Source organism: Alteromonas sp. Cnat2-8 (assembly GCF_022348355.1).
GTDB classification, from domain to species: domain Bacteria; phylum Pseudomonadota; class Gammaproteobacteria; order Enterobacterales; family Alteromonadaceae; genus Alteromonas; species Alteromonas macleodii.
Genome location: NZ_JAKREX010000004.1, coordinates 94,748 through 120,549, shown reverse-complemented (window position 1 = coordinate 120,549; position 25,802 = coordinate 94,748). Strand labels below are relative to the sequence as shown.

The following is a 25,802-nucleotide window of genomic DNA, read 5'->3' as shown; positions in this document are numbered from 1 at the left end:
TTTAGCGGTAAATGACTGATTTAGTGGTTAAATATACTGAGCCGGCTTTTAGTTCAATTTGGTTACGCGTTACCAAAGTATGCAATTACAATGCTTTTTTAGCTGCGAAAACAAGCCATTGCATGCTAGTCTAAAACCTTTCAATTAGCGAGTTGAGAGAGCGATTTATAGCTATCACTGGTTAATAGATGATGTGACCTATACAAAGGTAACGGATTTTACGTTCAACATTTTCTGAAAGGTAATTCATGGAGTATGCATTTCTTCTTTTCGCATTTGTTTGCGGCTTAACGGTTAAACTTATTGGCATTCCTCCTTTAGTTGGCTACTTGGTAGCTGGCTTTTTATTAAATTTTGCAGGCTACACGCTCACTGAAGATTTAACCCAAATAGCCAACTTGGGCATCACCATTATGCTCTTCACCATCGGTCTGAAACTCAACATCCGCGATTTGAGTCGACGAGAAGTTTGGGCGGGAAGCGTTTCACATACCTTAGTATGGGTGGGCGTTATTACCTGTTGCGTCTATGCGATTGGTGCGGTTGCTGCAAATTTCGTTGATGGGCTTACATGGAAAAGCGCTGCGCTTATCGCTTTTGCCCTTAGTTTCAGTAGCACAGTCTGCGTGGTTAAAGTATTAGAAGAAAGTGGCGAAAGTAAAACCCGCCACGGCCGCCTTGCCATTGGCATTTTGGTCATGCAAGACGTTTTTGCCGTTATCTTCCTTGTTGCAGCAACTGGAAAGCTCCCCTCTGTGTGGGCGCTTGCTTTGTTGGCCTTATTCCCAGCAATGCCAATCATAAACAAAATGATTAATAAGTCGGGCCACGGTGAACTGCTTCCGCTTACTGGCTTTATCCTCGCCTTAGGTGGCTATCACTTGTTTGAGCTGGTTAACATTAAAGGCGATCTTGGGGCACTAATCTTTGGAATCATGTTAGCACAACATGAAAAGGCTTCGGAGCTAGCGAAGTCGCTGCTTAGTTTTAAGGATCTCTTCTTAATCGGCTTCTTCCTTACTATCGGTCTTACCGCCCTTCCCGATCTTAGTATGATTGTCCTAGCTATGGTGTTCTGCTTATTTATACCGTTAAAAGCAGCACTCTTTTTCGGCTTATTTACGTCACTTCGCCTTCGCGGTCGCACGGCTTACTTGAGCAGCTTGGTGCTTTCAAATTACAGTGAATTTGGCCTTATTGTTGGCGCACTAGCCGTTTCATTAGGTTTATTGGCAAACTCTTGGTTAGTGGTGATTGCTTTAGCCGTATCTATTTCATTCGTTATCACCAGCGTGCTCTATCGCAATTCTCATTCTCAATATCACAATCATAAACACACCATTAAACGTTTTGAGAAAAACGAGCGCTTAAAAGAAGACATTTATCCTACTCTCCACAACGCGGAGTTTTTAGTGTTGGGGATGGGACGAGTTGGTCGCGGTGCCTTCAATGCGTTATCTAAATTAAGTGATGTGAGCGTATGGGGAATGGACGCCGACCGAGTAAAAGTAAAAGAGTTATCAGACGAAGGCTTAAACGTAATATGCGGCGACGGTGAAGACGTCGATTTGTGGGATAATTTAGATATCAAACAGATTCAGCTTGTTTTGCTTGCTCTGCCTTCTATTCAGGACTCAATAAACATCACACGTCAGCTTAAAAACGCGGGCTATGTTGGAAAAGTCGCAGCCATTGCACGCTATGAGGATGAAGTGTCACATCTATTAGAAAATGGTGTAGATAAAGTCTTCAACTTCTTTACCGAAGCAGGGCTTGGTTTTGCTGAAGAAAGTCTTGCTTATGCGCATGCACAACAGTAATGCTGTTCTAAATGCGAACAATGGATGAATTGAGAAACGTTATCGTTTGTAAACAACTGTTTTACAAAGACTTTTTTGACATGCGGTCAAATTTAGACTAAACTTCACGCAAATACGTTAATAGGGTTTACACAATGCAAGGTGATAAACAAGTTGTTGCAAAATTGAACGAAGTACTGACAAGTGAACTTACTTCGATAAATCAATACTTTCTGCACGCTCGTATGTTCAAAAACTGGGGTTTTTCTGAACTTAACGAAAAGAATTATAAAAAGTCTATCAAGGACATGAAGCAAGCGGACGATCTTATCGAGCGCATTTTATTCCTTGAGGGCCTTCCTAATCTTCAAGCGTTAGGCAAACTTTATATCGGTGAAGATACCGTTGAAATGCTGTCATGTGATGCGCGTTTTCAAAAAGAACAGCTTCCACTACTTCGTGAAGCTATCGCGCTATGTGAAGAAAAGCAGGATTATATTTCTCGTGACTTGCTTGAAGACCTTCTTGAATATGAAGAAGAGCACCTAGACTGGATTGAAACGCAAGAATACCAAATTGATGCTATGGGTATAGAGAACTACCTACAAGCGCAAGTAATGGGAGATGACTAATGAAAGGTAACCAAGCAATCATCAATGGCTTAAACGAACTACTCTCTTATGAGTTAGCCGCCATGGATCAGTATTTCATTCACTCTCAGATGTATCTTGATTGGGGTTTGAATAAGCTTTACGAACGCATCGATCATGAATTTGATGACGAGCGTGGACATGCAACTAAGCTAATTGAACGCATGCTGTTTTTAGAAGGTACACCTGACATGACGAAGCGCACAGGCTTCAAAGTGGGTAAAGATGTACCTGAAATGCTTGAAAGCGATTTACGTGTTGAATATGAAGTTGATGCAAAGTTACGTGAAGTTATTGCGCTTTGTGAAACCGAGAAAGACTATGTTACTCGTGACATGCTAATTGTACTACTAGACGATACAGAGATGGATCACGCACACTGGCTAGAGCAGCAGCTTGGCCTTATTAAGCGACTAGGTATTCAAAACTACCTTCAGTCTCAAATGTAAGAATTAGCGTTCACGCTACAATTTACAGGTAATTAATAAGGTCGCTCTTAAATAAAGAGCGGCCTTTTTTGCTTGTTTACTCCCCTTTCTTTAGGGAGAGTCTTATTGCTTTTAATACAGTTACTGCTGTGTAACAAAATACAAATAGCTGGGGCTTTCTTTATCTTTAATATTTAGACGTAGCTGCCATTTCATCACTGGCTCACTACAGCTACCTAACATAAACCAACCTGACCACTTTCCTTGACCATCGTTATCTAACAGCACGGGAATTTTGCCCATATACATGTTTACCCCTTCAATCCATGCGCTCTCTATTTCCTCTCCCTCAGGAACTAAGAGCTTAACCGTTACTGACTCTTCGGCTTCAGGCATGGCTGAAAAAGTGGCAATTGCTAACCTGTCATCAATTAAGAATTCGCAAGTTTCATTGACAAAGTTGCAGCTGTTTCCTATTCCATTAACTACGCTAGTGTCTTTTAACACCGATGACTGGAATTTATGTGCAAGGTATACACACACGGCTACAACAATAATAGCCACTAATGGAAGCTGGGAATGTAAAATTTTTGATCGTTTATTGTTATCGTTATTTAGCATTTCTTAAATTTTGTGTATTTCTTCATTGACGGAGATCAAGCTTAGGTAGTTTATGGTATCTTTTTGTAATTAAAAACCTTATCATCCGCGTACCAACTGGCTTGGAGACAATAATTATTACTCTTTCCGAGCTCGGTGTGAAGCGTTATTCCTTAGCTGATACACGTCTCGACCGTACTATTCCGGCAGTTGGAGACCATAGTTCATTTGAAGTGGAAGATTCATTAAAATGAGTGAAATAAGCCAAGCACAACCTGACTACAATTATAAAGTAGTTAGGCAATTTACCATCATGACCATAGTCTGGGGTATCATTGGTATGGGCCTAGGGGTATTTATTGCCGCGCAGTTATTTGCACCTATGCTTAACTTTGACACACCATGGCTAACATTCTCACGTTTGCGTCCGTTGCACACTAACGCCGTTATTTTTGCCTTCGGCGGCTGTGCGCTATTTGCAACGTCGTACTACATCGTTCAGCGTACCTGCCAGGTAAGACTGTTCAGTGACAAACTTGCCGCATTTACCTTTTGGGGTTGGCAAGCCGTTATCGTTTTAGCTGTTATCACCCTGCCTATGGGTTTGACCAGCTCAAAAGAATACGCTGAACTAGAATGGCCAATTGATATCCTTTTGGCACTGGTTTGGGTCGCTTATATCATTAACTTCTTCGGAACCCTAGTAATCCGTAAAGTTTCGCACATTTATGTTGCAAACTGGTTCTTAGGCGCGTTCATGTTAACTGTTGCAATTCTTCATATTGGTAACAGCATGGCTATTCCGGTATCTTTCACTAAATCGTATTCACTGTATGCAGGCGCAGTAGACGCTATGATGCAGTGGTGGTACGGCCATAACGCGGTAGGCTTTTTCCTGACTGCGGGCTTCCTTGGTATGATGTACTACTTCGTACCTAAGCAAGCTGGTCGCCCGGTTTATTCATACAGACTTTCAATTGTTCACTTCTGGGCACTTATCTCTCTGTATATCTGGGCTGGTCCTCACCACCTTCACTACACTGCCCTACCAGACTGGACTCAGTCACTAGGTATGGTGATGTCTATTATCCTATTCGTTCCATCTTGGGGTGGTATGATTAACGGTATTATGACGCTATCTGGCGCGTGGCATAAACTTCGCACCGACCCAGTATTGCGTTTCCTTATTGTTTCATTGTCTTTCTACGGTATGTCTACCTTCGAAGGCCCAATGATGGCAATCAAGACCGTTAATGCACTGTCTCACTACACTGACTGGACAATTGGTCACGTACACTCTGGTGCTCTAGGTTGGGTTGCAATGGTTTCAATTGGTTCAATTTACCACTTAATTCCAGTGCTATTCGGTCAGCGCGCTATGTATAGCACCAAGCTAGTTAACGTACACTTCTGGTTTGCAACTATCGGTGTTGTTCTATACATCGTAGCAATGTGGATGTCTGGTGTACTACAGGGTCTAATGTGGCGTGCAGTAAATGCTGACGGTACGTTAACCTATAGCTTTGTTGAGTCATTAGAAGCGTCTAAGCCTTTCTATGTGGTTCGTTTCATTGGTGGTTGTTTCGTGGTAGCAGGTATGCTTGTTATGGCATACAACACATGGAAAACCGTTCGTGCACCTAAAGGCAGTATCGCTGCAGACCCAGCGACTCAGCCGGCGTAGTAAAGGAGACGAATAATGAAAAACGCACATGAGTTAATTGAAAAGAACGTCGGTCTGTTAACGGTATTAATCCTTATCGCTATCAGCTTCGGTGCCATGGTTCAAATAACGCCGTTGATGTTTCAACAGCAAACCATGGAACCGGTAACAGGCTTACGTCCATATACCGCGCTTGAGCTTGAAGGCCGTGATATCTACATCCGTGAAGGTTGTGTAGGTTGTCACAGCCAGATGATCCGTCCATTCCGCGCTGAAACAGAGCGTTATGGTCACTACAGCGTTGCTGGCGAATCAGTATGGGAACACCCTTTCCTTTGGGGTTCTAAGCGTACTGGTCCTGACCTAGCACGTGTTGGTGGTCGTTACAGCGACGAATGGCATCGAGTTCACCTGCTTAATCCTCGTAACGTGGTACCAGAGTCGAATATGCCAGGTTTCCCTTGGCTTGCGGAAAACACGCTTAATGGCGAGTTAACAGCTGAAAAAATGGAAGTATTCCGTGGATTTGGCGTTCCGTATACCGACGAAGATATCGCGGGTGCGAAAGCGGCAGTACAGGGCAAAACGGAAATGCAGGCCCTTATTGCTTATCTACAATCTCTTGGCACACATTTGAAATAATATGGACCAGGGAATTGTAGGCAGCATTTTTACTGTCATCGTCTTTGTAAGCTTCATCGGTGTTGTATGGTGGGCGTTCAGCAGCCGCAACAAGAAAAAATTCGATGAAGCTGCGAACCTAGTGTTTGCAGACGAAGAAAAAGAAAAATCAAAAGAAGATTAGCAGGAGTCTCGAACTCATGAGTATGTTTTGGACAATTTGGATTTCAGTGATAACCCTAGGGTTAATCATTGGTTGCTACTTCCTTCTTCGCTGGTGCCTTTCTAACAAGACTGGCGTAGCTGAAGGTGAGTCAATGGGCCACGAATTTGATGGTATTGAGGAGTTGAACAACCAACTTCCTCGCTGGTGGACAATTATGTTCTACATGACCATCGTTTGGGGCTTTTTATACCTAGCGCTTTATCCTGGCCTAGGTGCGTATGAAGGTATTTTGGGTTGGAAGAGCTCTAACCAAAATATTCAATCGCTAGAAGAGTCAGCTCAGGCGCGTATTGATGCTAAAGAGCAAGGCTACCTAGTAGAATATGATCGTGAACTAGATTTTGCTGCCGAGAAGTTCGATCCGATCTTCGAAGCGTATGCACAAGTTCCTGTTGAAGAACTGGCTAAAGACCCAGAAGCAAATAAAGTAGGTCAGCGTTTGTTCCTACAAAATTGCTCTCAGTGTCACGGTTCTGATGCACGTGGTCAAAATGGCGGCTTCCCTAACCTAACGGACAACGACTGGTTGTACGGTGGTTCAGGTGCGAAAATCGTTGAAACTCTTACGCTTGGTCGTAAAGCAGCTATGCCAGCATGGCTAGATGCTATGGGTGAAGACGGTATCGAAGAAGTGGTTAACTACGTACTTAGTTTAAGCGGTCGCGATGTGGACCCTCAGCTTGCAGAAGCAGGTAAAGCTCGTTTCGCAGCGTGTGCGGCTTGTCACGGTATGGACGGTAAAGGTAACCAAGCACTTGGTGCACCAAACCTTACTGACAATATCTGGCTATACGGCGGCAGCCACAGAGCGGTAACAGAAACGCTTACTTACGGTCGTAACGGTGTAATGCCTTCATTCAAGAAAACCTTGGGTGATGACAAAATTCACGTTGTTGCAGCGTATGTATACAGCCTTTCAAATGATTAATGATTTAAATCATTAAATATCTTAAAAAGCCTCGTTACTACGGGGCTTTTTTTATGAGAAAATACAGCGGTATAGAGAGTGCCATGCGAACATTCTTTGTACACTTTTAACATGTCTCGCCAACACTATATTTATCATTATTTGCCGGCTTTACGTGTAGTTGGGGAAGTAAAAATAAATATGTTGTTAGTGAAGTAAATACGAGAAAAGATTTCGATGAATAGACCCTGGTATAAAGAGTTCTGGCCCTGGTTTTTAATTGCCGTTCCTATCATTACCCTCATCATGGGTGGCGTGTTATTAAACCTTGCTATTTCTACCGAAGATAGCTTGGTGGTAGACGACTACTACAAAGAAGGAAAAGCAATTAATGCCCGTCTGGACAAAGAAGCCATAGCCCGCCGCATGAATATCACCACTGATTTAACCATTGAAGATGGAAGCATAGCGCTGCAATTTCATTCGGGGATTCCTCAAGAAGGTAACGCGGTTAAATTAAGTTTCTATCACGTAACGCTAGAAGAGCGCGATGTTAGCGTTTTATTGAGTCGCGACGCTAACGGTATTTATCGCGGCTTTATTGAAGAAAACCTTGACGGTAAATGGCGCATATCGCTGACGCCGATTGATGATAGCTGGAAAATTCAAAACACGGTCTATCTGCCCCACACTGGCAAAATGAAATTCAATCCATAATGACGAAGCACGACTGTTACCATTGCGGCTTGCCTATAGCGAGTCCAGACAATGGGAAATTTACTACTGTCATTTTAGGGCAACAACGAGACATGTGTTGCCCTGGCTGCTTAGCGGTAGCTGAAGCGATCGTTAACAACGGCCTTGAAGACTATTACCAGTTTAGAACCGAACCGGCGCAAAAATCTGACGACAGTATTTTAGAAACGTTAGATAAGCTAAAAGTCTATGACGACCCTTCCCTTCAAGAAGAGTTCGTGTTTGAAGAAGGTCAGGACAAACAGATTCAGTTGACCCTTGAAGGTATTACATGCGCTGCGTGTGGCTGGCTTATCGAAAAGCAGTTGTCAAAAGTTGAAGGAATAAAGCAAGTCGCGGTGAATGTACAAGAGCGCCGCGCTTTAGTCACTTGGTCACCGTTTCAAATTAAGCTTAGCCAAATTCTATCTACGCTAAAACGCATTGGTTATGTTGGGTCACCATTTCACCCCGACGAACACGAAGCCAGTTATAAACGCGAACAGAAGACCTTTCTAAAAAAGCTTGGCCTAGCAGGCATTATGACCATGCAGGTTATGATGCTGATGACTGGGCTTTATTTTGATTGGTTCGGCGCCATTGAGTTAGAGACCCGCCAATATTTTTATTGGGTTGCCCTTACGCTTACTACACCAGTGGTGCTGTATTCAGGCAGCACCTTTTATGTGGGCGCCGCTAAAGCGCTAAGCGCCAAAACGGTTAATATGGACGTACCCGTTACGCTCGCCATATTCGGTACTTACATTGCTGGAATTCGCTCTACAGTATTAGAGCAAGGTGAAGTGTATTTCGAATCCATCTGTATGTTTATTTTTCTGCTGTTACTTAGCCGATTCTTAGAACATCGTAGTCGTCATCGCGCCTCACAGATCTCTGCCAATATGATGCAGTATGTGCCCGTATCAGCGACCAAACTAAATCCGGATGGCAGCCTAACCGAGTGTCTGGCTAAGCAGCTAAAAATTGATGACGTAGTACTGGTGAAGCCTGGTGAAACAGTCCCCATTGATGGGGTGGTAACCGACGGCAACGCAGCGGTTGACGAATCAATGCTTACCGGCGAGTTTAACCCCGTGCGTAAGTCGAACAGTAGCCCGGTTTACGGCGGCACGGTTTGTCAAGATGGTACGCTAACCATTACGGTTACGCAGACCCTTAAAAATGCGCTGGTAAATCAAATTGTACGACTGCAAGCAAGTGCGATGGCGAGTAAGCCTAAAGCAGCGCAGATAGCCGATAATTTTTCTCGCTATTTCGTTACCGCGGTATTGCTGATTTCGGCGTTAACCTATGGCTTTTGGGCGTATCAGGGTAGCGACGAGGCATTTTGGATCACCATATCGGTGCTGGTTGCAACCTGCCCTTGCGCACTAGGGTTGGCTACGCCATCAGCGTTAACCTGCGCTATGGCAAAGTTAAACCGACAAGGTATTTTACTAAAACGGGCCGATGCGCTAGAACAAATTACTGACATTGACACCATCGCTTTAGACAAAACCGGCACGCTCACAAAAGGCAAATTTACTATTTCAAATGCCTGGTACGCTGACGGCGTGGATAGTAATAGTGCGCTATCAATTGCGCGCGCTTTGGAGTCACGCTCTGAACATCCGATTGCCAAAGCCTTTAGCGACGGTGTAGCCCTAAGCGAGACTTCTGCCTCTAGCGGTAGTGCTGACGCCATCGATAACACGGTACACAAAGTGACTAATTTTACCGTTACGCCAGGAGGTGGTATCAGCGGTGAGATCAATGACACGTTGTTTTCTATGGGATCTGCAGCATTCAGCGTTCACGAATCACAGCTAAAACTCATTGAAGCGTTCCCTTCAGCTAACGTGTTTCTCACGGTTAAGGGGCGTATTATGGCGGCGTATGAAGTAAAGGATTCACTAAGAGAAGATGCGCAAGAAACTCTCGATATATTAGCTGCAAGCCATACCCTCGCCGTTTTAAGTGGTGATACACAGCAAAACGTTAATGCGCTTACCGCACCATTGCCAATTTCGACCGCTAAAGGTGGCCTAACACCTGAGCAAAAGTACGAAGCCGTTCAAGCTATGCAGCAATCTGGCGCGAAAGTGATGATGATGGGTGACGGTATCAACGACGCTCCAGTTCTTGCCAGCGCTGATGTGGCAATTGCAGTGGGTAATGCCACAGACGTGGCTAAAACTGCCGCCGACGTGATACTGCTTGGAGATCAGCTGCTTTCTGTACCAGAGCTTATTCGAACTGCGCATCAAGTGAAGCAAAAAATAAGGCAAAATATCGGCTGGTCGGTAGGTTACAACGTTTTGATCTTACCTTTCGCCGTATCAGGCCTACTTTCACCGTGGATGGCTGTTGTTGGTATGTCGTTAAGCAGTATCATTGTGGTCACAAACTCAACGCGACTTTTGAGCAAATAGCATGAGTATTATTTACGTATTAATTCCAATCGCCATCATCATTGTTGCCGTCGCTATCGTGATATTCTTTTGGGCGGTGAAAACCAATCAATTTGAAGATTTGGATCGCCAAGGGTATAGCATACTGTTTGACGATGATCTTCCGCCAGAAGAAAAAAAGCTAGCTGAGCAACGCAAGCAACTTCAAGACAGTAAAGTAGACAAAAGCCAAGCGCCACATGGAAGGGATTAACTACTTCTCTGCCTTTCTTATCGGCTTAGCCGGTGGAGTTCACTGTGTGGGAATGTGCGGTGGAATTGTCGCTGCGCTAAGGATGGTATCGCCTAAAGGCGCTTCAGCACTACCCTATACCCTTGCCTATAACATGGGACGTATAGTGAGCTACACCATCGCCGGAGCAATAACCGGGGCACTTGGAAAAATTGCAGCAGATTATATACCTCTTGCCAACTATGCCCTTTCCCTACTTAGCGGAATCATGTTGCTTCTACTGGCGTGTTATTTGGGTAAGTGGTGGACTGGCTTAACAGTGCTGGAAAATGCGGGTAAAGGCCTATTTTCCAAAGTCCAGCCGCTTTCAAAACGCTTTTTGCCATTTAAGACCCCTTTAAGTGCGTTGCCTTATGGTTTTATTTGGGGTTGGCTTCCTTGCGGTTTGGTGTATTCCACACTTACCTGGTCTCTCGCGGCGGGTAACGCGCTAGAAGGCGCTGCTATTATGTTCTTCTTCGGTTTGGGTACATTACCCACCTTGCTCGCTGCAAGCGCTGGTAGCCAATATATTGTTCGAAGTTTTCAACATAACCATTTTAGACAAATTATTGCAGTAATAATGGCAATATATGCAGCTTATCTTATTCATGGCGCAATCGTTTAAAAATGGGTGTATTATTGTCGGGTATTCTTTTAGAGAGCGTGCATTATGAGCAAAGGAAGCCAATTTTCTATTCACTGTCAAAACTGTAGTTTCAGTCACCTGTGTTTACCGGTGGCGTTAAACAAAACAGAAATCGAGTCTCTTGACGATATTATTGAACGCAAGAAGCCGCTTCATAAAGGTGACACGCTGATTCAAACTGGTGATAAATTCCGTTCTCTATTTGCAGTGAGAACCGGTTCATTCAAATCATTTGTGACTAATACCGAAGGTGAAGAACAGATTACCGGCTTCCACTTTCCTGGTGATATTATCGGTTTCGATGCATTAAGAGAGAACAAACACCAAAGCTATACTTCTGCGTTAGAAACTGCCATGGTGTGTGAGCTTCCCTACGAGACCCTCGACGAAATGTCAGTGCAATTTCCAAAGCTACGCCACCAGATCATGAGCTTCATGAGCGCTGAAATAAAACAAGATCACGACATGATCATGCTTTTAAACAAGCGAACTGCAGAAGAGCGCTTACTGTATTTCATCTCACACCTGTCGCAACGCTTTGAAGAGCGTGGCTTTTCCCATAGAGAATTCCACTTAACCATGACGCGCAACGAAATTGGAAACTATTTAGGATTAACGATTGAAACGATTAGTCGTCTGTTAAGCCGTTTTCAAAAAGACAACATCATAAAAGTAGACGGCAAGCTTATTACTATTTTGGATTTCGATAGGCTAAACACCAAACTAGCGGCGCTTAACGGCCCTAGCGTTGTCTGCGGTTAGTCCTTTTTAAGTGTTAAATAAGGCGCGCACTAAGCGCGCTTTTTTGTAACCTGTGTTAGCCACCTATCTACCCTTTCAGCGCCACGCCGGTTGCTCCATATTCAATTAGGTAGGTTCACTCATGGTCGCCTCGTAAAATTCTTGATCTAAAACAACTTACGTTTTTCCCAATGTCGTTTATAGTTAGTATTAGAAAGCTTCGATTTCGACAGCCGCTACTAAGTTTCGTAGTTAGGGGGACGTTATGATTGAGTGTAAACGAATTCTGGCCGTGGTAGATGCCGAGCGCGATAACCAACCTGCACTAAGCCGAGCTTATGAACTCGCTTCAAAAACAGGCGCTTCAGTTACCGCAATGATGGTGGTATACGACTTATCTTATGATATGACGACCATGCTTAGCCCGGATGAGCGCGAGTCAATGCGCGATGCAGTTACAAAGGAGCATGCAAAATGGCTTGCCACCCACTTAAGAGAACAAGGATTCACTGAAACTGATATCGTTGTAGAATGGAATAATCGTGCGTATGAGTCGATTATTTACTACACCCTAAACAATCAGATAGATTTAGTGGTAAAGGCAACCAAAAAGCACGACGATCTTGCTTCTGTTATTTTCACCCCCACCGACTGGCATTTAATGCGTAAATGCCCTCGCCCAGTATTGCTCGTTAAAGAGCACGACTGGCCAGAAGGAGGAGAGATTATTGCTGCAGTAAACGTAGGCAGTGAAGACGATGAGCACGCCGCACTTAACGATAAGCTCACCCTCATTGCTAACGACTACGCCTCTTTATTGAAAGGTAGCGTAAATTTGGTCAACAGTTACCCTTCTACACCACTTAATATCGCCATAGAAGTACCTGAGTTCGACCCCGATACCTATCACGACGCGGTAAAAAATCATCATTTAAAAGAAATGCGTAGTCACGCGTTAAAGTACGGTATTCCTGACAACAAATGTGTAGTAAGAGAAGGCCTTCCGGAAAAAGTTATCCCGCAAGTGGCAAAAACACTGGATGCAGAGCTGGTTGTTATTGGTACCGTTGGCCGTGTGGGCATTTCAGCGGCCCTAATTGGTAACACTGCAGAACACGTGATCGACGAACTCAATTGCGATGTACTTGCTATTAAGCCAGATGGATTTGTGTCGCCGTTGTCGGTGTAGTCTTTTTATTAGTACTACATAGCACGTGTTTGCCGTTACTTAGCGGCCAACACGGTATGTCACCAACAAATTTAACTTCACAAGCATGGTCTCGAAAAGCCGCTTTAATGTATAATGGTGGCTTTATCACAAACCAAGCTAGTTAATTATGAGTTTAGGCACAAACAGTGCTGACGCGTCGCCATTAAATGCTGCGCAAAGTAAGCAAAAGTACAACTTCAACAAACTTCAGAAACGACTTCGCCGCAATGTGGGTAAAGCCATTGGCGATTTCGGTATGATTGAAAACAACGACAAAGTAATGGTGTGTTTATCTGGCGGTAAAGACAGCTACACCATGCTAGATATTTTATTGTTTTTAAAGAAGATTGCGCCTATTCACTTTGATATCGTTGCGGTTAATCTTGACCAAAAGCAGCCTGGTTTCCCAGAACATATCTTGCCTGAATATCTAGAAAGCATTGGCGTTGACTACAAAATTGTAGAAGAAGACACCTACTCTATTGTTAAAGACAAAATTCCAGAGGGAAAGACAACATGCTCTCTCTGTTCTCGCTTGCGCCGTGGTATTTTGTACCGCACGGCAAAAGAGTTAGGTGCGACTAAAATTGCATTAGGTCATCACCGCGACGACATGCTAGAAACGTTTTTCCTCAACATGTTTCATGGTGGCAAGCTTAAGTCTATGCCGCCAAAGCTAGTCAGCGATAACGGTGAACACATCGTTATTCGTCCATTGGCGTACTGCACAGAAAAAGACATCGAGAAATATTCTCAGGCCGCTGAATTTCCGATTATTCCTTGTAACCTTTGTGGCTCACAAGAAAACCTACAGCGCCAAAACATAAAGGCTATGCTTCAAGACTGGAACCGTCGCTTCCCAGGTCGTATAGAGTCGATGTTCCGTGCGCTTCAAAACGTAGCGCCTTCACACTTAATCGACAGCAACCTTTATGATTTTAAAGCTATAGCTACACAAGAAGGCCCGGTAGAAGACGGTGATATCGGGTTCGATGAACCTTCTTTCACTACAGAAAATAGTACGGACTTCAGTGATGAAGATAATACTATTGAAGTAATAAACATTATGGAACCTAAGTAAATGAAAATTGGACTTGCGCTAGGTGCCGGTGCCGCAAGGGGCTGGACTCACATTGGCATAATTGAAGCATTAGAAAAACTCGGCGTAAAAATTGACGTTGTAGCGGGATGTTCTATTGGTGCTTATGTTGGTGCTGCCTACGCAAGTGGCAAGCTGGAAGGCTTGAAAGAGTGGGCCTGTTCCCTTAGCGACTGGCAGGTACTTGCTCTTATGGGCGTAGGACTTAGACGCGGCGGCATTGCAAGCGGACAGAAGGTTTTCGACAAACTAGCAAGCGAGTTTTGTGAATCGACTTATGAAGATATGCTTAAGCCGTTTGCGGCTGTGGCTACCGACCTTTATACAGGCCGTGAAGTGGTGTTTAACTCTGGTCCTATTGGAGACACCATTCAAGCATCCTGCGCTATTCCCGCACTTTTTGCGCCCGTAGCACACGGTGATCGTTGGTTGGTAGACGGTGCCGTTGTAAACCCTGTACCGGTGAACTTATGTCGCCAATTAGGGGCCGATTTTGTAATCGCGGTTAACCTTAACGCCGATTTCCGACCACTTCGTCTTGAAAAGTTGAGACAAGATCATGAAGAAAACCAGCGCAAAACCGAGGACTTTTTTACAAAGAGTCAAAACGTACTACGCCAATGGTTCTCCCCTGACAACAAAGAAGAAAAAGCCCTAGAGAAAAAAGATGAAAAAGACAGCGTCTCGGCTGGCAATGTTAAGACTGAAGAAGGCATTGCTTCTGATGTGATTGAAAAAGTGGAAGAAGAGTTGACCGAAGTCCCCGCTAAAGTGAACAAGCGAAACCCGCCTGGAATTATGAGCGTGATGAGCAGTTCACTTGAGATACTTCAAGCTCGCGTCACACGTTCACGTTTGGCTGGCGACCCGCCTGACATTCTTATTGAGCCTCAGCTTACCGACGTGGGTATTATGGAATTCCACAGAGCCGAAGAGCTATGCGCGAAGGGCGAAGAAACCATCGCGCGTTTAGCAGAGCAAATTAGGTATCAGCTTCTTACCTAATCCCAAATATGCATCTAGCTTGAAGCCATAGCGGTAACACGTAGCGGCGCATGAGGCAGTGTTAAGCCTTTTGCGTCGTTGATCCAATCTTGTTCTAGATGCAACACGCCGTTATTGATTTGCACACCTTGTGGTGTAATGAAATCTAAATTCTTGTCATCAAACTGAATCATCAAGCCCTTTACCGAAGGCATCATGAAAGACAAAAAGCTTCCCATTTCATTAAAGAAAGCTTCGTACTGACCATACAAAAATGTAAGGTCGTCTTTTGTGTAATACTGCTTAAGATATTCCGGCTTGGTTTCAAGTTGTACCGACATATCACACACGTTCGCGCGTTCGTTTAAATCGATGCGAACCAGTGCGTTGGCAAGTTTCAGGGCCTTTTCAGTAGGCACCGTGAATCGCCCTTCACCACTCACTTCTAAGGGCATTGTTTTCTTATCGGTTACGATAGACGCTCCGTTAACTTCACATAAACGCCCTTCGCCAACACGAACAAACCCGAATGCAAACTGAAGTGCTTGGGTATCTTCATTATCCAGCTTTTTGACATGGCTATAGAAACGGCTGTACTCAACATCTATCGTTTCAGCAGCAACGGAAGAACTGCCTACACCAATAAATAGAGATGAAGCAAAAAATAAAGCAGCGCGTATCATTCGGATAAAAACTCCTCGTTAAATAGGATCATAGTTTGAAGCTCTTCAACATAAGCGGCTCCTCGCTCAGAGTAATTCATTAGCCCTTCAGCTAACGCAACACCAGTTATAGGAATTTGGTTTGCACGCAGTCGACTGCGGATCTCTCTTAAATCCGCATACGCGTCGTGGCGGTTTAAGTTTCGCATATAGGTGTACGTTGCACGCGACAAACTGTCGAATTTGGCAACTTCATGAGATGCCCCATCGTTTCGACGGTTCGGAACAAAGCCACACCCCTTAGAGAAACACCATAAGCCAAAGAAGTTATAACCCTTTCTTGCGAACCGGCTGGTGCCCCAAGCTGACTCATTCGCGGCTTGCACAAGCACCAGTTCGGCGGGTAGAACATCAATCTTTTGTAGCAGAGCTAGCAATTTTGATTTTAGCGGCTGCGTTGGCTTAACTCGATATTCCTCTTCTAACCATTCAAGCCTTGCCATATCTTCTTCAGAGAGCGTCTCGTTAGCTAACGCCTTTCTATATAAGGTTTGTACGTAATGTCTTAGCGTGAGTAGGTACGCATTCTGCTTCTCTATTTCGGGGCGTAAATAGTTAAAAAACGCCTCCTTCTTCTCTTTTACATCTGTATAGGCAGAGAAGTTAGGCACCGGCTTTTTAGCTTCAACCGTTTGCGGTATATCTAAAATATCCGGTTCGTCCTCAGTAAAAATTATGGCGTTAATGACGATTACCGCCAATACGCCTAACGTAATAAGAACAATTTTAAAGGTTTCACGCTTATGCATCGAAGCTAGACTCATTCACATCGTTTTCAGATGCTTCCGTGCTTACTCCCTGCTCGCCAATCAGTTCCTGATAGAGCAAGCCCATCATACTAAAATAAAAAGGTAATACCCAAATAAGTGAAAAGCCCAGCGTTAATGGCACCGACACAAACAGTAAAAAGAACACACCAAATATGCTGGCGATTTGAGCCCAGTATGCATTAAATACACGACACGACAGGATGATCGCGCTAATTGGCGTTAACTTTCTGTCAGCAACCAACATAAGTGAAAAGGACGAGGCTAAATAAAAATAAACGCCGGGTATAATAAGCAACATCATACCTAGTTGAACAAGAATACTGTTCACTAGCTGAGTTAGCGCCAGCAAAAATATCAAGGGGAAAAACTGGAATACGGTAAATACTGAAGTTTTAGTGCCGCGGGCAACAAAAACGCCCATCATATACAACCCCGTCAACAGCGGGGCAACGATGCAGATTGCAACAATTTCTATGATAGACTGATGCTCGAATACGTAGGTCCCATCGGCATTTATTGTGATGTACTGCTGAGCAAATACACCTAACACGACAAACGTCAAAAATAGAACAACACTTCCCTGCAGCAATGATGAAAAGTTTGCCTTTGTTAAACCGGCAGCGCGGCGCAATAGACCTTTGGTATCAAATTGATACTGTTTAGACAACGTATTGTTCAGGCGGTCTTGGTTTACGTCTTTCACACAACTCTCTTATCTTTTTGAAAAATCGGCGGGATTATACCAATTCACAAAAACAAATGCCTGTTTGTAAGGTAAACAAACGTTAACCTAGCACTAATTTCGCAGCTAAACCGACGAGTAGCACCCCCATCGCACGGTCTAACCAATACCCTTTTTTACCAATAAGCTCAGCTACTTTACTGGTGCTCAAAAGGTATGAAAGAAAACAGAACCACAGTCCAGTAGCTATAGCTAAATAGATACCGTAGCCAAGTTTCACTGTAAATGGGGTATCAATACTAATAATTGCAGTAAACAACGAGAGGAAAAATAGCGTTGCTTTTGGGTTTAGTCCATTTGTGAGAAAGCCCATCCAAACTGCGCGCTTTGCAGATATGTGGGATGTTTTCTTTTCAGCGTTAACTGCCTGGTCCTGCTTTACAGGCCCGCTTCTAAGCGCACCAAATGCAAGGTACAGTAAATAAGCTGCGGCGGCATAGCTAAATGTGGTGAATAACCATGGAGTAGTTGCAATAACCACACTAAGCCCCACTAACGAGTAAGCCACATGCAGTAATATAGCTAAGCCAATCCCTATACTGGTGTACATGGCAATACGTCTGCCATAGGCCACGCTGTTTCGAACAACCACCGCGAAATCTGGCCCAGGGCTAGCAACAGCCACAAGGTGTACCAACGCAATGGTAAGAAACTCATTCATATACTGCATGTTATGCGCCTCCTACAGCGCGTACTTTGATATTAATTGATCAACCCATTGTGGGACGATGTGAGAAGCAGGGCCTGTTAGCGATTCATCGAACAATGCATTAGTTACGCCCGGCTCCAAATTTGCCTCTATGGTGTGTGCGCCACTTTCTTTAGCGATCTGAACAAAACCCGCGGCAGGATAGACATTACCTGATGTGCCAATAGCAATAAACACATCAGCCTTTGAAAGCGCATCGTAAATCTCTTCCATATACATGGGCATTTCACCAAACCACACGATATCCGGTCGTAAGGTTACTCTGTTGCAACACGGGCATTTAGTGGTGTGATCAAAACTATCACTCCAGTCAAAAGTTTGCTGGGTTATAGCGCAGCGCGCCGATAGCAGCTTGCCATGCATATGGTAAACAGACTGGCTTCCACCGCGCTCATGCAAGTCATCCACATTTTGAGTAACCAACATCAGGTTGCTACCGAACGCTTTCTCAAGTTTGGCCAGCGCCTCATGCGCTGCATTAGGATTCACGTCGTCTTGCTGTAACTGCGCACGTCGAGCGTTGTAAAAGCGATAAACTAAGCTAGGATTTTGTTCAAAAGCCTCTGGGGTGGCCACCTCTTCTACGCGATGATTTTCCCAAAGGCCGTCATTATCCCGAAATGTCTTTAATCCAGATTCAGCGGAAATACCCGCACCGGTAAGAATAACAATATTGGGTAGAGATTGATCAGATGGCATCAGGTTGTTCTTACTCTGTAGTTATAGCGCTAATTATACGATTAGCATGTTGTATATTTACTTAGTTAAAAGCCGCGACTCTTTACATATCTTTGACCACAGGATATTGAGTATCAGCGCCCCACTCTGACCAAGAGCCATCGTATACTGAAACCTGAGTAGCGCCGCACAATAATGCCGCCACACCAATTATGCAGGCGGTAACGCCAGAACCACACGTACAAATAATAGGTTTGCGTAAATCGATATTAGCGCGGTCAAAAATAGCCTTAAGCTGCTCAACTGGCAAAAAATGCCCGCTTTTGAGTAAGGTGTCAAAAGGAATATTAAACGCTCCAGGCATATGACCTGAACGTACTCCTTCACGAGGCTCTGACACTTCTCCTTTGAATCGCGGCGCGCTACGCGCATCTACAAGTTGTGCTTCAGTATTTATTGCCTGAAGAACTGCACCGGAATTTGCGAACCAACCAGGCCTAGGTGTAGCTTGATAGGTTAATTTTCCGTATTGTTGTTGTTCTGAAACCGGCAGCGCTGCTTTTTCCCATGCAGGCTGTCCGCCATTTAAAATATAAACATCTTGGTGGCCCAACGCTTTTAACATCCACCACACTCTTGGCGCAGAATATATTCCACGGGTATCGTATACCGTAATAGGTGTATTCGCTGTTATACCCTGATTACCAAGATAAATTGCAAGGTCATTTGCAGAAGGCATACTGTGAGGGAGACCTGTAGTGTGATCGCTACCTTCACTATCTAAGTCAAAGTCGACTGACGCAGGTAAAACCATTGCCGTGCGCGTATCTGGTGTTTTTGAAACGGGGTCGTCCATTAACGCTCGTACAAGCGTTACCGGCTTTTGTTGCATTACATTGGCTAATTCACCAACTGAGAGCAATACCGATGCCATTACATTCTCCTAAAAGGCACCCACATCAGTGAGTGCCCTGTAATACCCCGATAAAACAAATCGGTACGTATTCAAACACATCACATAGTTAGCTAATTAACTAACCTATGTTGCGGATCTATTTAGCTAAGAGCTGCGATAGCCGCGTCGTAGTTCGGCTCTTCTGTTGTTTCTGCAACTTGCTCTGTGTAAACCACTTTGCCTTCGGCATCGATAACCACTACTGAACGAGACAGCAGCCCAGTAAGCGGCGCTGATTCAAAGGTAACACCATAGTCATCACCAAAGCTTGAGCGGAAAGTCGAGCCTGTAAGTACATTTTCAATACCTTCAGCACCACAGAAGCGACCCGCTGCAAACGGAAGATCTGCCGATACACAGATAACTGTAGTGTTATCCAATTTTGCCGCTTCTTCGTTGAATTTACGGACAGACATTGCACATGTTCCCGTGTCGATAGAAGGGAAAATGTTTAATACCACATTTTTTCCTGCAAGCTCAGACAGTGTTACTTCACCCAAATCTGCTTTCACTAATGTAAAGTCTGGTGCAGATGTGCCTACTTCAGGAAGCTGACCCTTTGTCGTAACTGTATTGCCTTGAAAAGTAACTGATGCCATTCGCTTTCTCCGTGTTTTGTTAATATGAAATAGTGGATGTAAAACAATACTTTCGCAAATAAAAGTGACGCTTTTTAAATGTTACTTTTAACCTGCGACTCTGCAAACGCAAGCTTATGCTGCAAATGCGGCTTACCTTTTAAATATTCCCGTCTAAACACACTGAAATAATGCGCTAAGGTTTGTGCCCCTTGCTTCTGTTCTGCAAGGTCTAAAACGCTAATACCAACTTCAGCAGTACAGTGTTGGAAATCATGGGTAGATTCGCGTAGTAAATAATCTGACGCTACGTCCATACTCACGCCCAACACAGGAAAGTCATGCAAGTAAGGGCTCTTCACGAACATTTTTTTTGCTTCACGCCACGTTCCATCCAAGAAAATAAATAGTAACGTTTTCCCAGTATTCAATGGTGGCGTATCAATACAACGTTCAGCTGCAGCATATTCGTGTGGAAATACCACGATAGGAAAATATTTTTCGTTGCGAAGTAACGCCAATAGCGCCTCTTCTGGCTCGGTGCGCTTCCACAAAAATGCGTGGTTATCTTTAACCACGTCCGCAATTAAACGACCGGTATTAGTAGGCTTATAATATTCGCCTTTGTACATCAAGAACAAAACCGCCACATCAGTGCCAGCCTCAGGCTTAAATTCACAAATACAGTTTTGCGTTGGAAGCAGACATGCGTCGCAGCGAACTACTTTACTCCCACGAGCGTGAAATGGACGTTCAGCACGAGATAACTCGTCTAAACGAAGTGACATAACAGAATTCAAGATAGTACGTCTTTGCCAAAATTTTTACGGATTTTACCATAGTAATTTGTGATAAAAGAGCGTAAATATCTTATCAATTTTTTGATTAAAATTTGGAATGTTTGGGAGTAGATAATGGTGCCGGAGCCGGATGTAAAATACAATCATATACTATTGAATAATATGATGTTTAATTTATAGCTAGTTTGAATATAGCACCTTTTGTAGCACCACTTTTCCGTTGTAGCACCCTTCAAACCTTAAATGAAGGGTGCGCGATATAGTAGACAATTTGTTGAAAAAAATTCATAAATATTTTGGTAAGTTTTTTACCTTGTAAGGACCATAAGCTTCTTATATCTGAAATCATTCTCTAGCTCAGGTTTAGCATCCTTGATTTCTGATAGACAAGTCTTCAATTTGCCTCTTTCAAAAAACGATTTATCGTCCGTTACTTTGTAAAGAAGAGCTAGGCATTCTTCTGGGAATTCAGTCGAATAATTATTTTGAACAATTTTTTTTAAACTCGTAGCCACATATTGCATTGGTTCAAGCCAATCACTAAATAGCTGAACTCCCCTTTCAAAACGTTTTTCAGAGGAAATAATTAGATTTACTAAGCTCTCGGAAACTTCTGAAGACAAATAACTTCTGTCTTTAGGCCACACATGCTCCCAGAACGGTTCTACTCTATTTTCCCAAAACTCAAGTTCATTTGAGTTTCCTTTGAACTGCCTAACATAGGTAAAAATTTTGTTCTTCTTAGTTTGTGGAATCCTATCTATTACGTTTCGAAACTCGCTGCTAGTAAATCCGTCAATTTGATACATGGCAAGATAGACGATAAACCGAACGTAATGATCACCATACCTCCCAAGTAAATTTATGTTTGAAGCCAACTCTAAAAGGCCACCTTTTATTTCTTCTAATAACGGGGGATGTATTCGGGCATTTGATAAAAACATTTGCCAGCACAAAGGTGCAATAGCTGAATTATTTATATCGAGTAATGGAATAAGACAAGAAGATGTCCAGTGACTATCTAACCTGTGTAAAGAAACAAGATTTGAAAACGGTACGACTTTAGCGGCCACCGAAACGTGGTCAGGAAGTTGTAACACACCTTCTAGTATTTCTTTAAACGGTGTCTTCAATCCATCACCATCCTCAACGCCTTCATGGAATATTGATGAAACGATACTACTACTTACTTGGCCTAATGGACTACTAGCCAAACTTAGAGCATCTGCGCCTTCCTCTAATGCAACATTCTTATCACTTTTACTAAATTCTAAAAAACGTTGGCAAAGCTTGGTGAATAAATCGATGTCGAACACAGCGAGTTCAGAGCATCTTCTTATCCAAACGGAAATTGAGTAGAGATTGTCCTGAAAAACATCAGAGGGCAGTCTAAGTAATTCATTACCGAATAGTTTTAAAAACAACTTGATAGTTTTAGGCTTACTCCATGCCTGTATAGCGCCATTCCAACGCGACGCGTCATAGATACCTCGCTTATAAAGGTCATCTAAAGCATAAACAGTATTTAGAGGGTGTTTTTCTGCAACTTGATACCAATTATCTCGGTAAAAGCTATCCGTGATCTCAGTTTCATTCTCGAAATACTGGACAATCTCGTTTCGACCAGTTGGTATTGATGTTTGTTTGATACTTGATACATAACCAGGGTCTTCGGATGTGCTCATCCATGTTGAAAACTCTTCTTCTTCTTGACTACCTAATTTTAAGTAAGAAAACTCCTCTTTAATTCGCTTAGCTGTTTTTGCTGCCTCTTCCCCTAGCTCAACGCCTGATGACTCAAGCTTTGCCAGAAGATACCAAGCCTTAAAATCGTAATGAGCTTTATCGACTTCTAGATTTTTAGAGTTCACTGCGACTGTTCGATCAACGATTAGACTCTCAAGGCGCCTTTGTTCACTAGGAGAGAGAGAGTTGCCCTTTTTAACTATAAGCCTCATAACCTCTCGTTTGGTATCCATTTCCCAAAGCCAGCGACCGTTCTCAGATTCTAGCCAGCTGAGCCATGGAACCTCTGAGTCTCCTTTGTAATTTGCCGCAGCAAATAAAGCGAGTCTTTTGAAAACAACATGTTTTGAAGAAAACCACTCTAATGCTTTACTAAAGGCTTCTCGTTGATTTTGCATGTTTAATTCAAGCCAACTATCTCTTGTAAGTTCAATTAAGATCGTCCAATCATGGAATCCTCTATTTTGAAAATGAGGCTCTATAGAAGGCATATGATATGTTGATTCGTCTAAACCTACTTTCAGAGATATAAAATCTTGAAGCTCTACAGCATCCAACAAAGCCCTCTCAAAGTCCTCCATAAAAAACGGTAAGCAGCTGCTCCACAAATTTCTATCTAACATTTCTAAAGCGTTACGGAAATAATTTTCAGCAATAGTCGTTTCGATACTAAATCTGACTTCTTCTCGAATATTTCGTAGCCCTCCATCACTGACTAGAACCTTCGGAGAAATAATTTCTCTTAACATCAACCGACAAAAATAGTCCTTCCCGAATGCCTTGAATCGTTCTATCCAATCGTAAGATAGACTACGAAACTCATTGAATCGTACCCTATCAGAAATAATAAGATTCCATATTGACCTATAATTAGTTGGGATGTTAGAAACGACTTCATTGCATGAATTAGGTGCCGTTTGCATCTTAACTAATTCTTGTTCAATAAGGCGCTTTAAACGGCTCACAGGCCGTTGACCATTATTGAGCACCCAAGAAAGTAGCCTGGCATCGTCTAAATGTTTCACAAGCCAACCAGATAAACTAGTCTCAATATTGCCCCAAGGCTCTCCATCACTGGAATTGCTAAAGAGTGAATTGTTGAAGTTAGATAAGGAATTAAAGCCAATTTCCGACAGTTCTGATAGCATATCATTGCTAGCTTTAGGCTTAGAAATGACGTCTAGAAACCATTCTAAGGGCGCTGGTGGTTCGATTTGAGCAAACGACTTTGCAGGTATGCCACTTTCATCAAATAAAGCCCAAAGCATCCTGCCAATAAAATTATCCTCTTTTGTACTGGAAACAGGCAGTAAATGCGCACTCGAAGTAACATACCGCTCTTTTCCTTCGATACCGTCTCTGTATAGAGCTGACCATTTTTCCAAAGTGGAATGAAGCAAAGAATGATCATTGTCATCATCAATTTCATATAAAACAGGCACAACGCCTTTTGCCTTCCATTCGTTAGCTGTTTTATGCATGTCTATGCGAGTTGAAGCTCCAAATGCCCATGCACTTTTAGTCTTTTCCCCTAAAAGCTTATCGGCAGCTAGAGCATCCATCATATACCTTACAACTTGGTCCTCAATACTGTAACCAATAAAGCAGACCTCGTATCCTCTCAACAATTCACCTACAAATCGAGACGCCCACCTTTCAGTGAGGTATGCTGAACCAAAATCCCCACTAGTTAATACTAGTCTGTTCATGATTTGAACATCATCTACATCTTCAGGTAAAAGGCCATGTAAATAAACAATCGACGACCATTTTGAGGGTTTTGGAATCGGCAGAAAAGGTGCTTGGTTTGACTCTAACTTAAGAGCCAAGTTGTCAGCTGACAACTCAAAAATACGGTCAAAGTTCGTCGTTACTAAACGAGTACTTTCATCTTTATTACTGGTCGCTAATGTGAGAATAGATTCATGAGTTAAAGTTGAATTAGGCTTACTTAAGTCTGGCTGTAGTATATTAAACAACGCTCTTCTAACTACAGCCCTTCCATTTACTATCCTTGCCTCTAAAGCTGAGAGGACTTGGTCATAACGCTTTTCTTTATAGGACTGACATTCTTGCTCAGTTTTTGTTTCCGATAGTTCGTTGTAAATCTCATCGACTAAATTTTTAAAAGTTGGAAGCCCGGCTGGATAAGAAACCCCTGCACCACAAAAGAATACAACTTTCCCGTCTTCGTGAGCTTTGAGCAAGGCTGCTGGCACTTCAGGGCCGTTCTTCACAAACTGCATTAAACTTCCTTATTTTTTAATAGAGCATTTGCACTTTTTGCACTAGAAGCAAAGCCGTTTTCGTTGAGTGCAAGTTTATAGATAGATGAATAATATATGCTTTTTATTAACTTTTGCACTATTTGCACTTTTTGCAGTTGAAATATACCTATCTAACCCCGCGCCCCTTATCCTTTTGCTTCCACGCGAAGAGAAGCCCGATTCGACACACTATATTTTGGTCTTGCTGTATTGGGTATGGACAACCATAACGAGGTAAAACTCAGTTACCCTTTGAGTAATATTTATAAATTAGGTCTGGTATACAATACCTTAGTGCAAACATTCAATTTAACGGTGCAGTGTGCCCACCATTAAATTGAACCAAAGCATATAAATCGAACTAAGTATGAATTCACATATCATTTAAACCAATGATTTTAATGAAGTTATCTCAATTAAAATACAACCCCCCTTTGAAATTTTCTATAGCTGTTAAAGATACGCGGTTCCGTGTGCCGTATAACCCCCCCTTTCCAAAAGGACCCGTGAAAAAGCATAGGCAAATAGCATTGTGAAGTAAGCTCGTTGGTAAAGGTTATGGTGGTGGGTGTACACCATGTCACCTTGCTCGAGTGAAGTCTGTTTAGAAGTCTTTACAACTGAAAGCGCATTATGCCCCGTTGCGCAGGGTAGAAGGGAAGAATTACCCGACCTAGTAAAATAGAGTGCAAATTTAATAAGATAATTGACGTGTTATTGGTGCTTTCAGAAAGTGATATAAGCAGTGGGAGTAATGAGTTAGTAGCCAACTATAAGTTGTGCGCAGGTGCGTACTAATGGAAAAAGGGTATGACCTCACACCAGCAAGGCCAAGCCCAGA

Annotated in this window: 25 protein-coding genes; 15 read left to right on the top strand and 10 right to left on the bottom strand. The window is 43.1% G+C overall.

All coding sequences use genetic code 11. The annotated features are described in order from the left end of the window. Positions 1-248: 248 nt before the first annotated feature. The 3 genes from MHN00_RS11470 (at position 249) to bfr (MHN00_RS11460) (ending at position 2,898) form a co-directional block, all read left to right on the top strand. A complete protein-coding gene (locus tag MHN00_RS11470; RefSeq protein ID WP_239301195.1) occupies positions 249-1,820 on the top strand; it encodes a cation:proton antiporter family protein in 1,572 nt (523 codons plus the stop codon). 134 nt (positions 1,821-1,954) lie between these two features. Beyond that, a complete protein-coding gene (bfr, locus tag MHN00_RS11465; protein ID WP_239301193.1) occupies positions 1,955-2,431 on the top strand; it encodes a bacterioferritin in 477 nt (158 codons plus the stop codon). Beyond that, a complete protein-coding gene (bfr, locus tag MHN00_RS11460; RefSeq protein WP_014949587.1) occupies positions 2,431-2,898 on the top strand; it encodes a bacterioferritin in 468 nt (155 codons plus the stop codon). The genes bfr (MHN00_RS11465) and bfr (MHN00_RS11460) overlap by 1 nt, the downstream gene beginning before the upstream one ends. Positions 2,899-3,018: 120 nt before the next feature. Here bfr (MHN00_RS11460) and MHN00_RS11455 read toward each other — a convergent pair whose 3' ends face one another. Next, positions 3,019-3,498, bottom strand: a complete 480-nt coding sequence (locus MHN00_RS11455) for a hypothetical protein (protein WP_039227669.1) — start codon at positions 3,496-3,498, stop codon at positions 3,019-3,021. A 229-nt stretch (positions 3,499-3,727) separates the two neighbouring features. Here MHN00_RS11455 and ccoN point away from each other — a divergent pair, with 229 nt between their 5' ends. The 12 genes from ccoN to MHN00_RS11395 all read left to right on the top strand — a co-directional run bounded on the left by ccoN (position 3,728) and on the right by MHN00_RS11395 (position 15,015). Continuing rightward, positions 3,728-5,161 carry a cytochrome-c oxidase, cbb3-type subunit I gene (ccoN, locus tag MHN00_RS11450; protein WP_014949589.1) on the top strand — a complete coding sequence of 478 codons (1,434 nt, stop codon included), beginning with the start codon at positions 3,728-3,730 and terminating at the stop codon, positions 5,159-5,161. Positions 5,162-5,176: 15 nt separating this feature from the next. After that, positions 5,177-5,782, top strand: coding sequence for a cytochrome-c oxidase, cbb3-type subunit II (gene ccoO / locus MHN00_RS11445; protein ID WP_014949590.1), 606 nt, complete (start codon positions 5,177-5,179; stop codon positions 5,780-5,782). A 1-nt stretch (position 5,783) separates the two neighbouring features. Beyond that, complete coding sequence (locus MHN00_RS11440) at positions 5,784-5,945, top strand: cbb3-type cytochrome c oxidase subunit 3 (protein WP_014949591.1); 162 nt, start codon at positions 5,784-5,786, stop codon at positions 5,943-5,945. Positions 5,946-5,961: 16 nt separating this feature from the next. Further along, a complete protein-coding gene (ccoP, locus tag MHN00_RS11435) occupies positions 5,962-6,915 on the top strand; it encodes a cytochrome-c oxidase, cbb3-type subunit III (RefSeq protein ID WP_014949592.1) in 954 nt (317 codons plus the stop codon). A gap of 216 nt (positions 6,916-7,131) precedes the next feature. Further along, positions 7,132-7,611: a FixH family protein gene (locus MHN00_RS11430; RefSeq protein WP_039227668.1), complete on the top strand. Its 480-nt coding sequence runs from the start codon at positions 7,132-7,134 to the stop codon at positions 7,609-7,611. Next, positions 7,611-10,061, top strand: a complete 2,451-nt coding sequence (locus MHN00_RS11425; protein ID WP_239301191.1) for a heavy metal translocating P-type ATPase — start codon at positions 7,611-7,613, stop codon at positions 10,059-10,061. Before MHN00_RS11430 ends, MHN00_RS11425 begins: the two co-directional genes overlap by 1 nt. Before the next feature lies 1 nt (position 10,062). Next, positions 10,063-10,293 (top strand): cbb3-type cytochrome oxidase assembly protein CcoS, encoded by a 231-nt coding sequence (ccoS, locus tag MHN00_RS11420; protein WP_014949594.1) that lies wholly within the window; start codon positions 10,063-10,065, stop codon positions 10,291-10,293. Then, entirely contained in the window at positions 10,280-10,939 is a 660-nt protein-coding gene (locus MHN00_RS11415) for a sulfite exporter TauE/SafE family protein (protein WP_014976623.1), read from the top strand. The genes ccoS and MHN00_RS11415 overlap by 14 nt, the downstream gene beginning before the upstream one ends. Positions 10,940-10,984: 45 nt before the next feature. Then, positions 10,985-11,722 (top strand): fumarate/nitrate reduction transcriptional regulator Fnr, encoded by a 738-nt coding sequence (fnr, locus tag MHN00_RS11410; protein ID WP_014949596.1) that lies wholly within the window; start codon positions 10,985-10,987, stop codon positions 11,720-11,722. Positions 11,723-11,966: 244 nt separating this feature from the next. Continuing rightward, complete coding sequence (gene uspE / locus MHN00_RS11405) at positions 11,967-12,890, top strand: universal stress protein UspE (RefSeq protein WP_014979376.1); 924 nt, start codon at positions 11,967-11,969, stop codon at positions 12,888-12,890. A gap of 148 nt (positions 12,891-13,038) precedes the next feature. After that, positions 13,039-13,992: a tRNA 2-thiocytidine(32) synthetase TtcA gene (gene ttcA, locus MHN00_RS11400; protein WP_014949598.1), complete on the top strand. Its 954-nt coding sequence runs from the start codon at positions 13,039-13,041 to the stop codon at positions 13,990-13,992. Continuing rightward, positions 13,993-15,015, top strand: a complete 1,023-nt coding sequence (locus MHN00_RS11395) for a patatin-like phospholipase family protein (protein ID WP_014979378.1) — start codon at positions 13,993-13,995, stop codon at positions 15,013-15,015. 14 nt (positions 15,016-15,029) lie between these two features. On the opposite strand, the gene MHN00_RS11390 is transcribed toward MHN00_RS11395, so the two are convergent. From MHN00_RS11390 to MHN00_RS11350, 9 genes are all read right to left on the bottom strand, one after another. Continuing rightward, positions 15,030-15,677: a DUF2987 domain-containing protein gene (locus MHN00_RS11390; RefSeq protein ID WP_014976627.1), complete on the bottom strand. Its 648-nt coding sequence runs from the start codon at positions 15,675-15,677 to the stop codon at positions 15,030-15,032. Further along, positions 15,674-16,465, bottom strand: coding sequence for a glucosaminidase domain-containing protein (locus tag MHN00_RS11385; protein WP_014949601.1), 792 nt, complete (start codon positions 16,463-16,465; stop codon positions 15,674-15,676). Before MHN00_RS11385 ends, MHN00_RS11390 begins: the two co-directional genes overlap by 4 nt. Then, a complete protein-coding gene (locus tag MHN00_RS11380) occupies positions 16,458-17,189 on the bottom strand; it encodes a stress protein (protein ID WP_239301189.1) in 732 nt (243 codons plus the stop codon). Before MHN00_RS11380 ends, MHN00_RS11385 begins: the two co-directional genes overlap by 8 nt. Before the next feature lie 82 nt (positions 17,190-17,271). Next, the gene (locus MHN00_RS11375; RefSeq protein ID WP_014949603.1) at positions 17,272-17,898 is read right to left on the bottom strand and encodes a LysE family transporter; all 627 of its coding nucleotides are present in this window, start codon (positions 17,896-17,898) and stop codon (positions 17,272-17,274) included. Positions 17,899-17,910: 12 nt separating this feature from the next. Beyond that, a complete protein-coding gene (cobB, locus tag MHN00_RS11370; protein ID WP_101564704.1) occupies positions 17,911-18,636 on the bottom strand; it encodes a Sir2 family NAD+-dependent deacetylase in 726 nt (241 codons plus the stop codon). A gap of 82 nt (positions 18,637-18,718) precedes the next feature. Then, positions 18,719-19,549, bottom strand: a complete 831-nt coding sequence (locus tag MHN00_RS11365) for a sulfurtransferase (protein ID WP_014949605.1) — start codon at positions 19,547-19,549, stop codon at positions 18,719-18,721. Between the two features lie 122 nt (positions 19,550-19,671). Beyond that, a complete protein-coding gene (tpx, locus tag MHN00_RS11360; protein WP_014949606.1) occupies positions 19,672-20,169 on the bottom strand; it encodes a thiol peroxidase in 498 nt (165 codons plus the stop codon). A gap of 74 nt (positions 20,170-20,243) precedes the next feature. Further along, positions 20,244-20,936: a DTW domain-containing protein gene (locus tag MHN00_RS11355; protein ID WP_014976631.1), complete on the bottom strand. Its 693-nt coding sequence runs from the start codon at positions 20,934-20,936 to the stop codon at positions 20,244-20,246. Between the two features lie 320 nt (positions 20,937-21,256). After that, positions 21,257-24,940, bottom strand: a complete 3,684-nt coding sequence (locus MHN00_RS11350; RefSeq protein WP_239301187.1) for an SIR2 family protein — start codon at positions 24,938-24,940, stop codon at positions 21,257-21,259. Positions 24,941-25,802 lie beyond the last annotated feature (862 nt).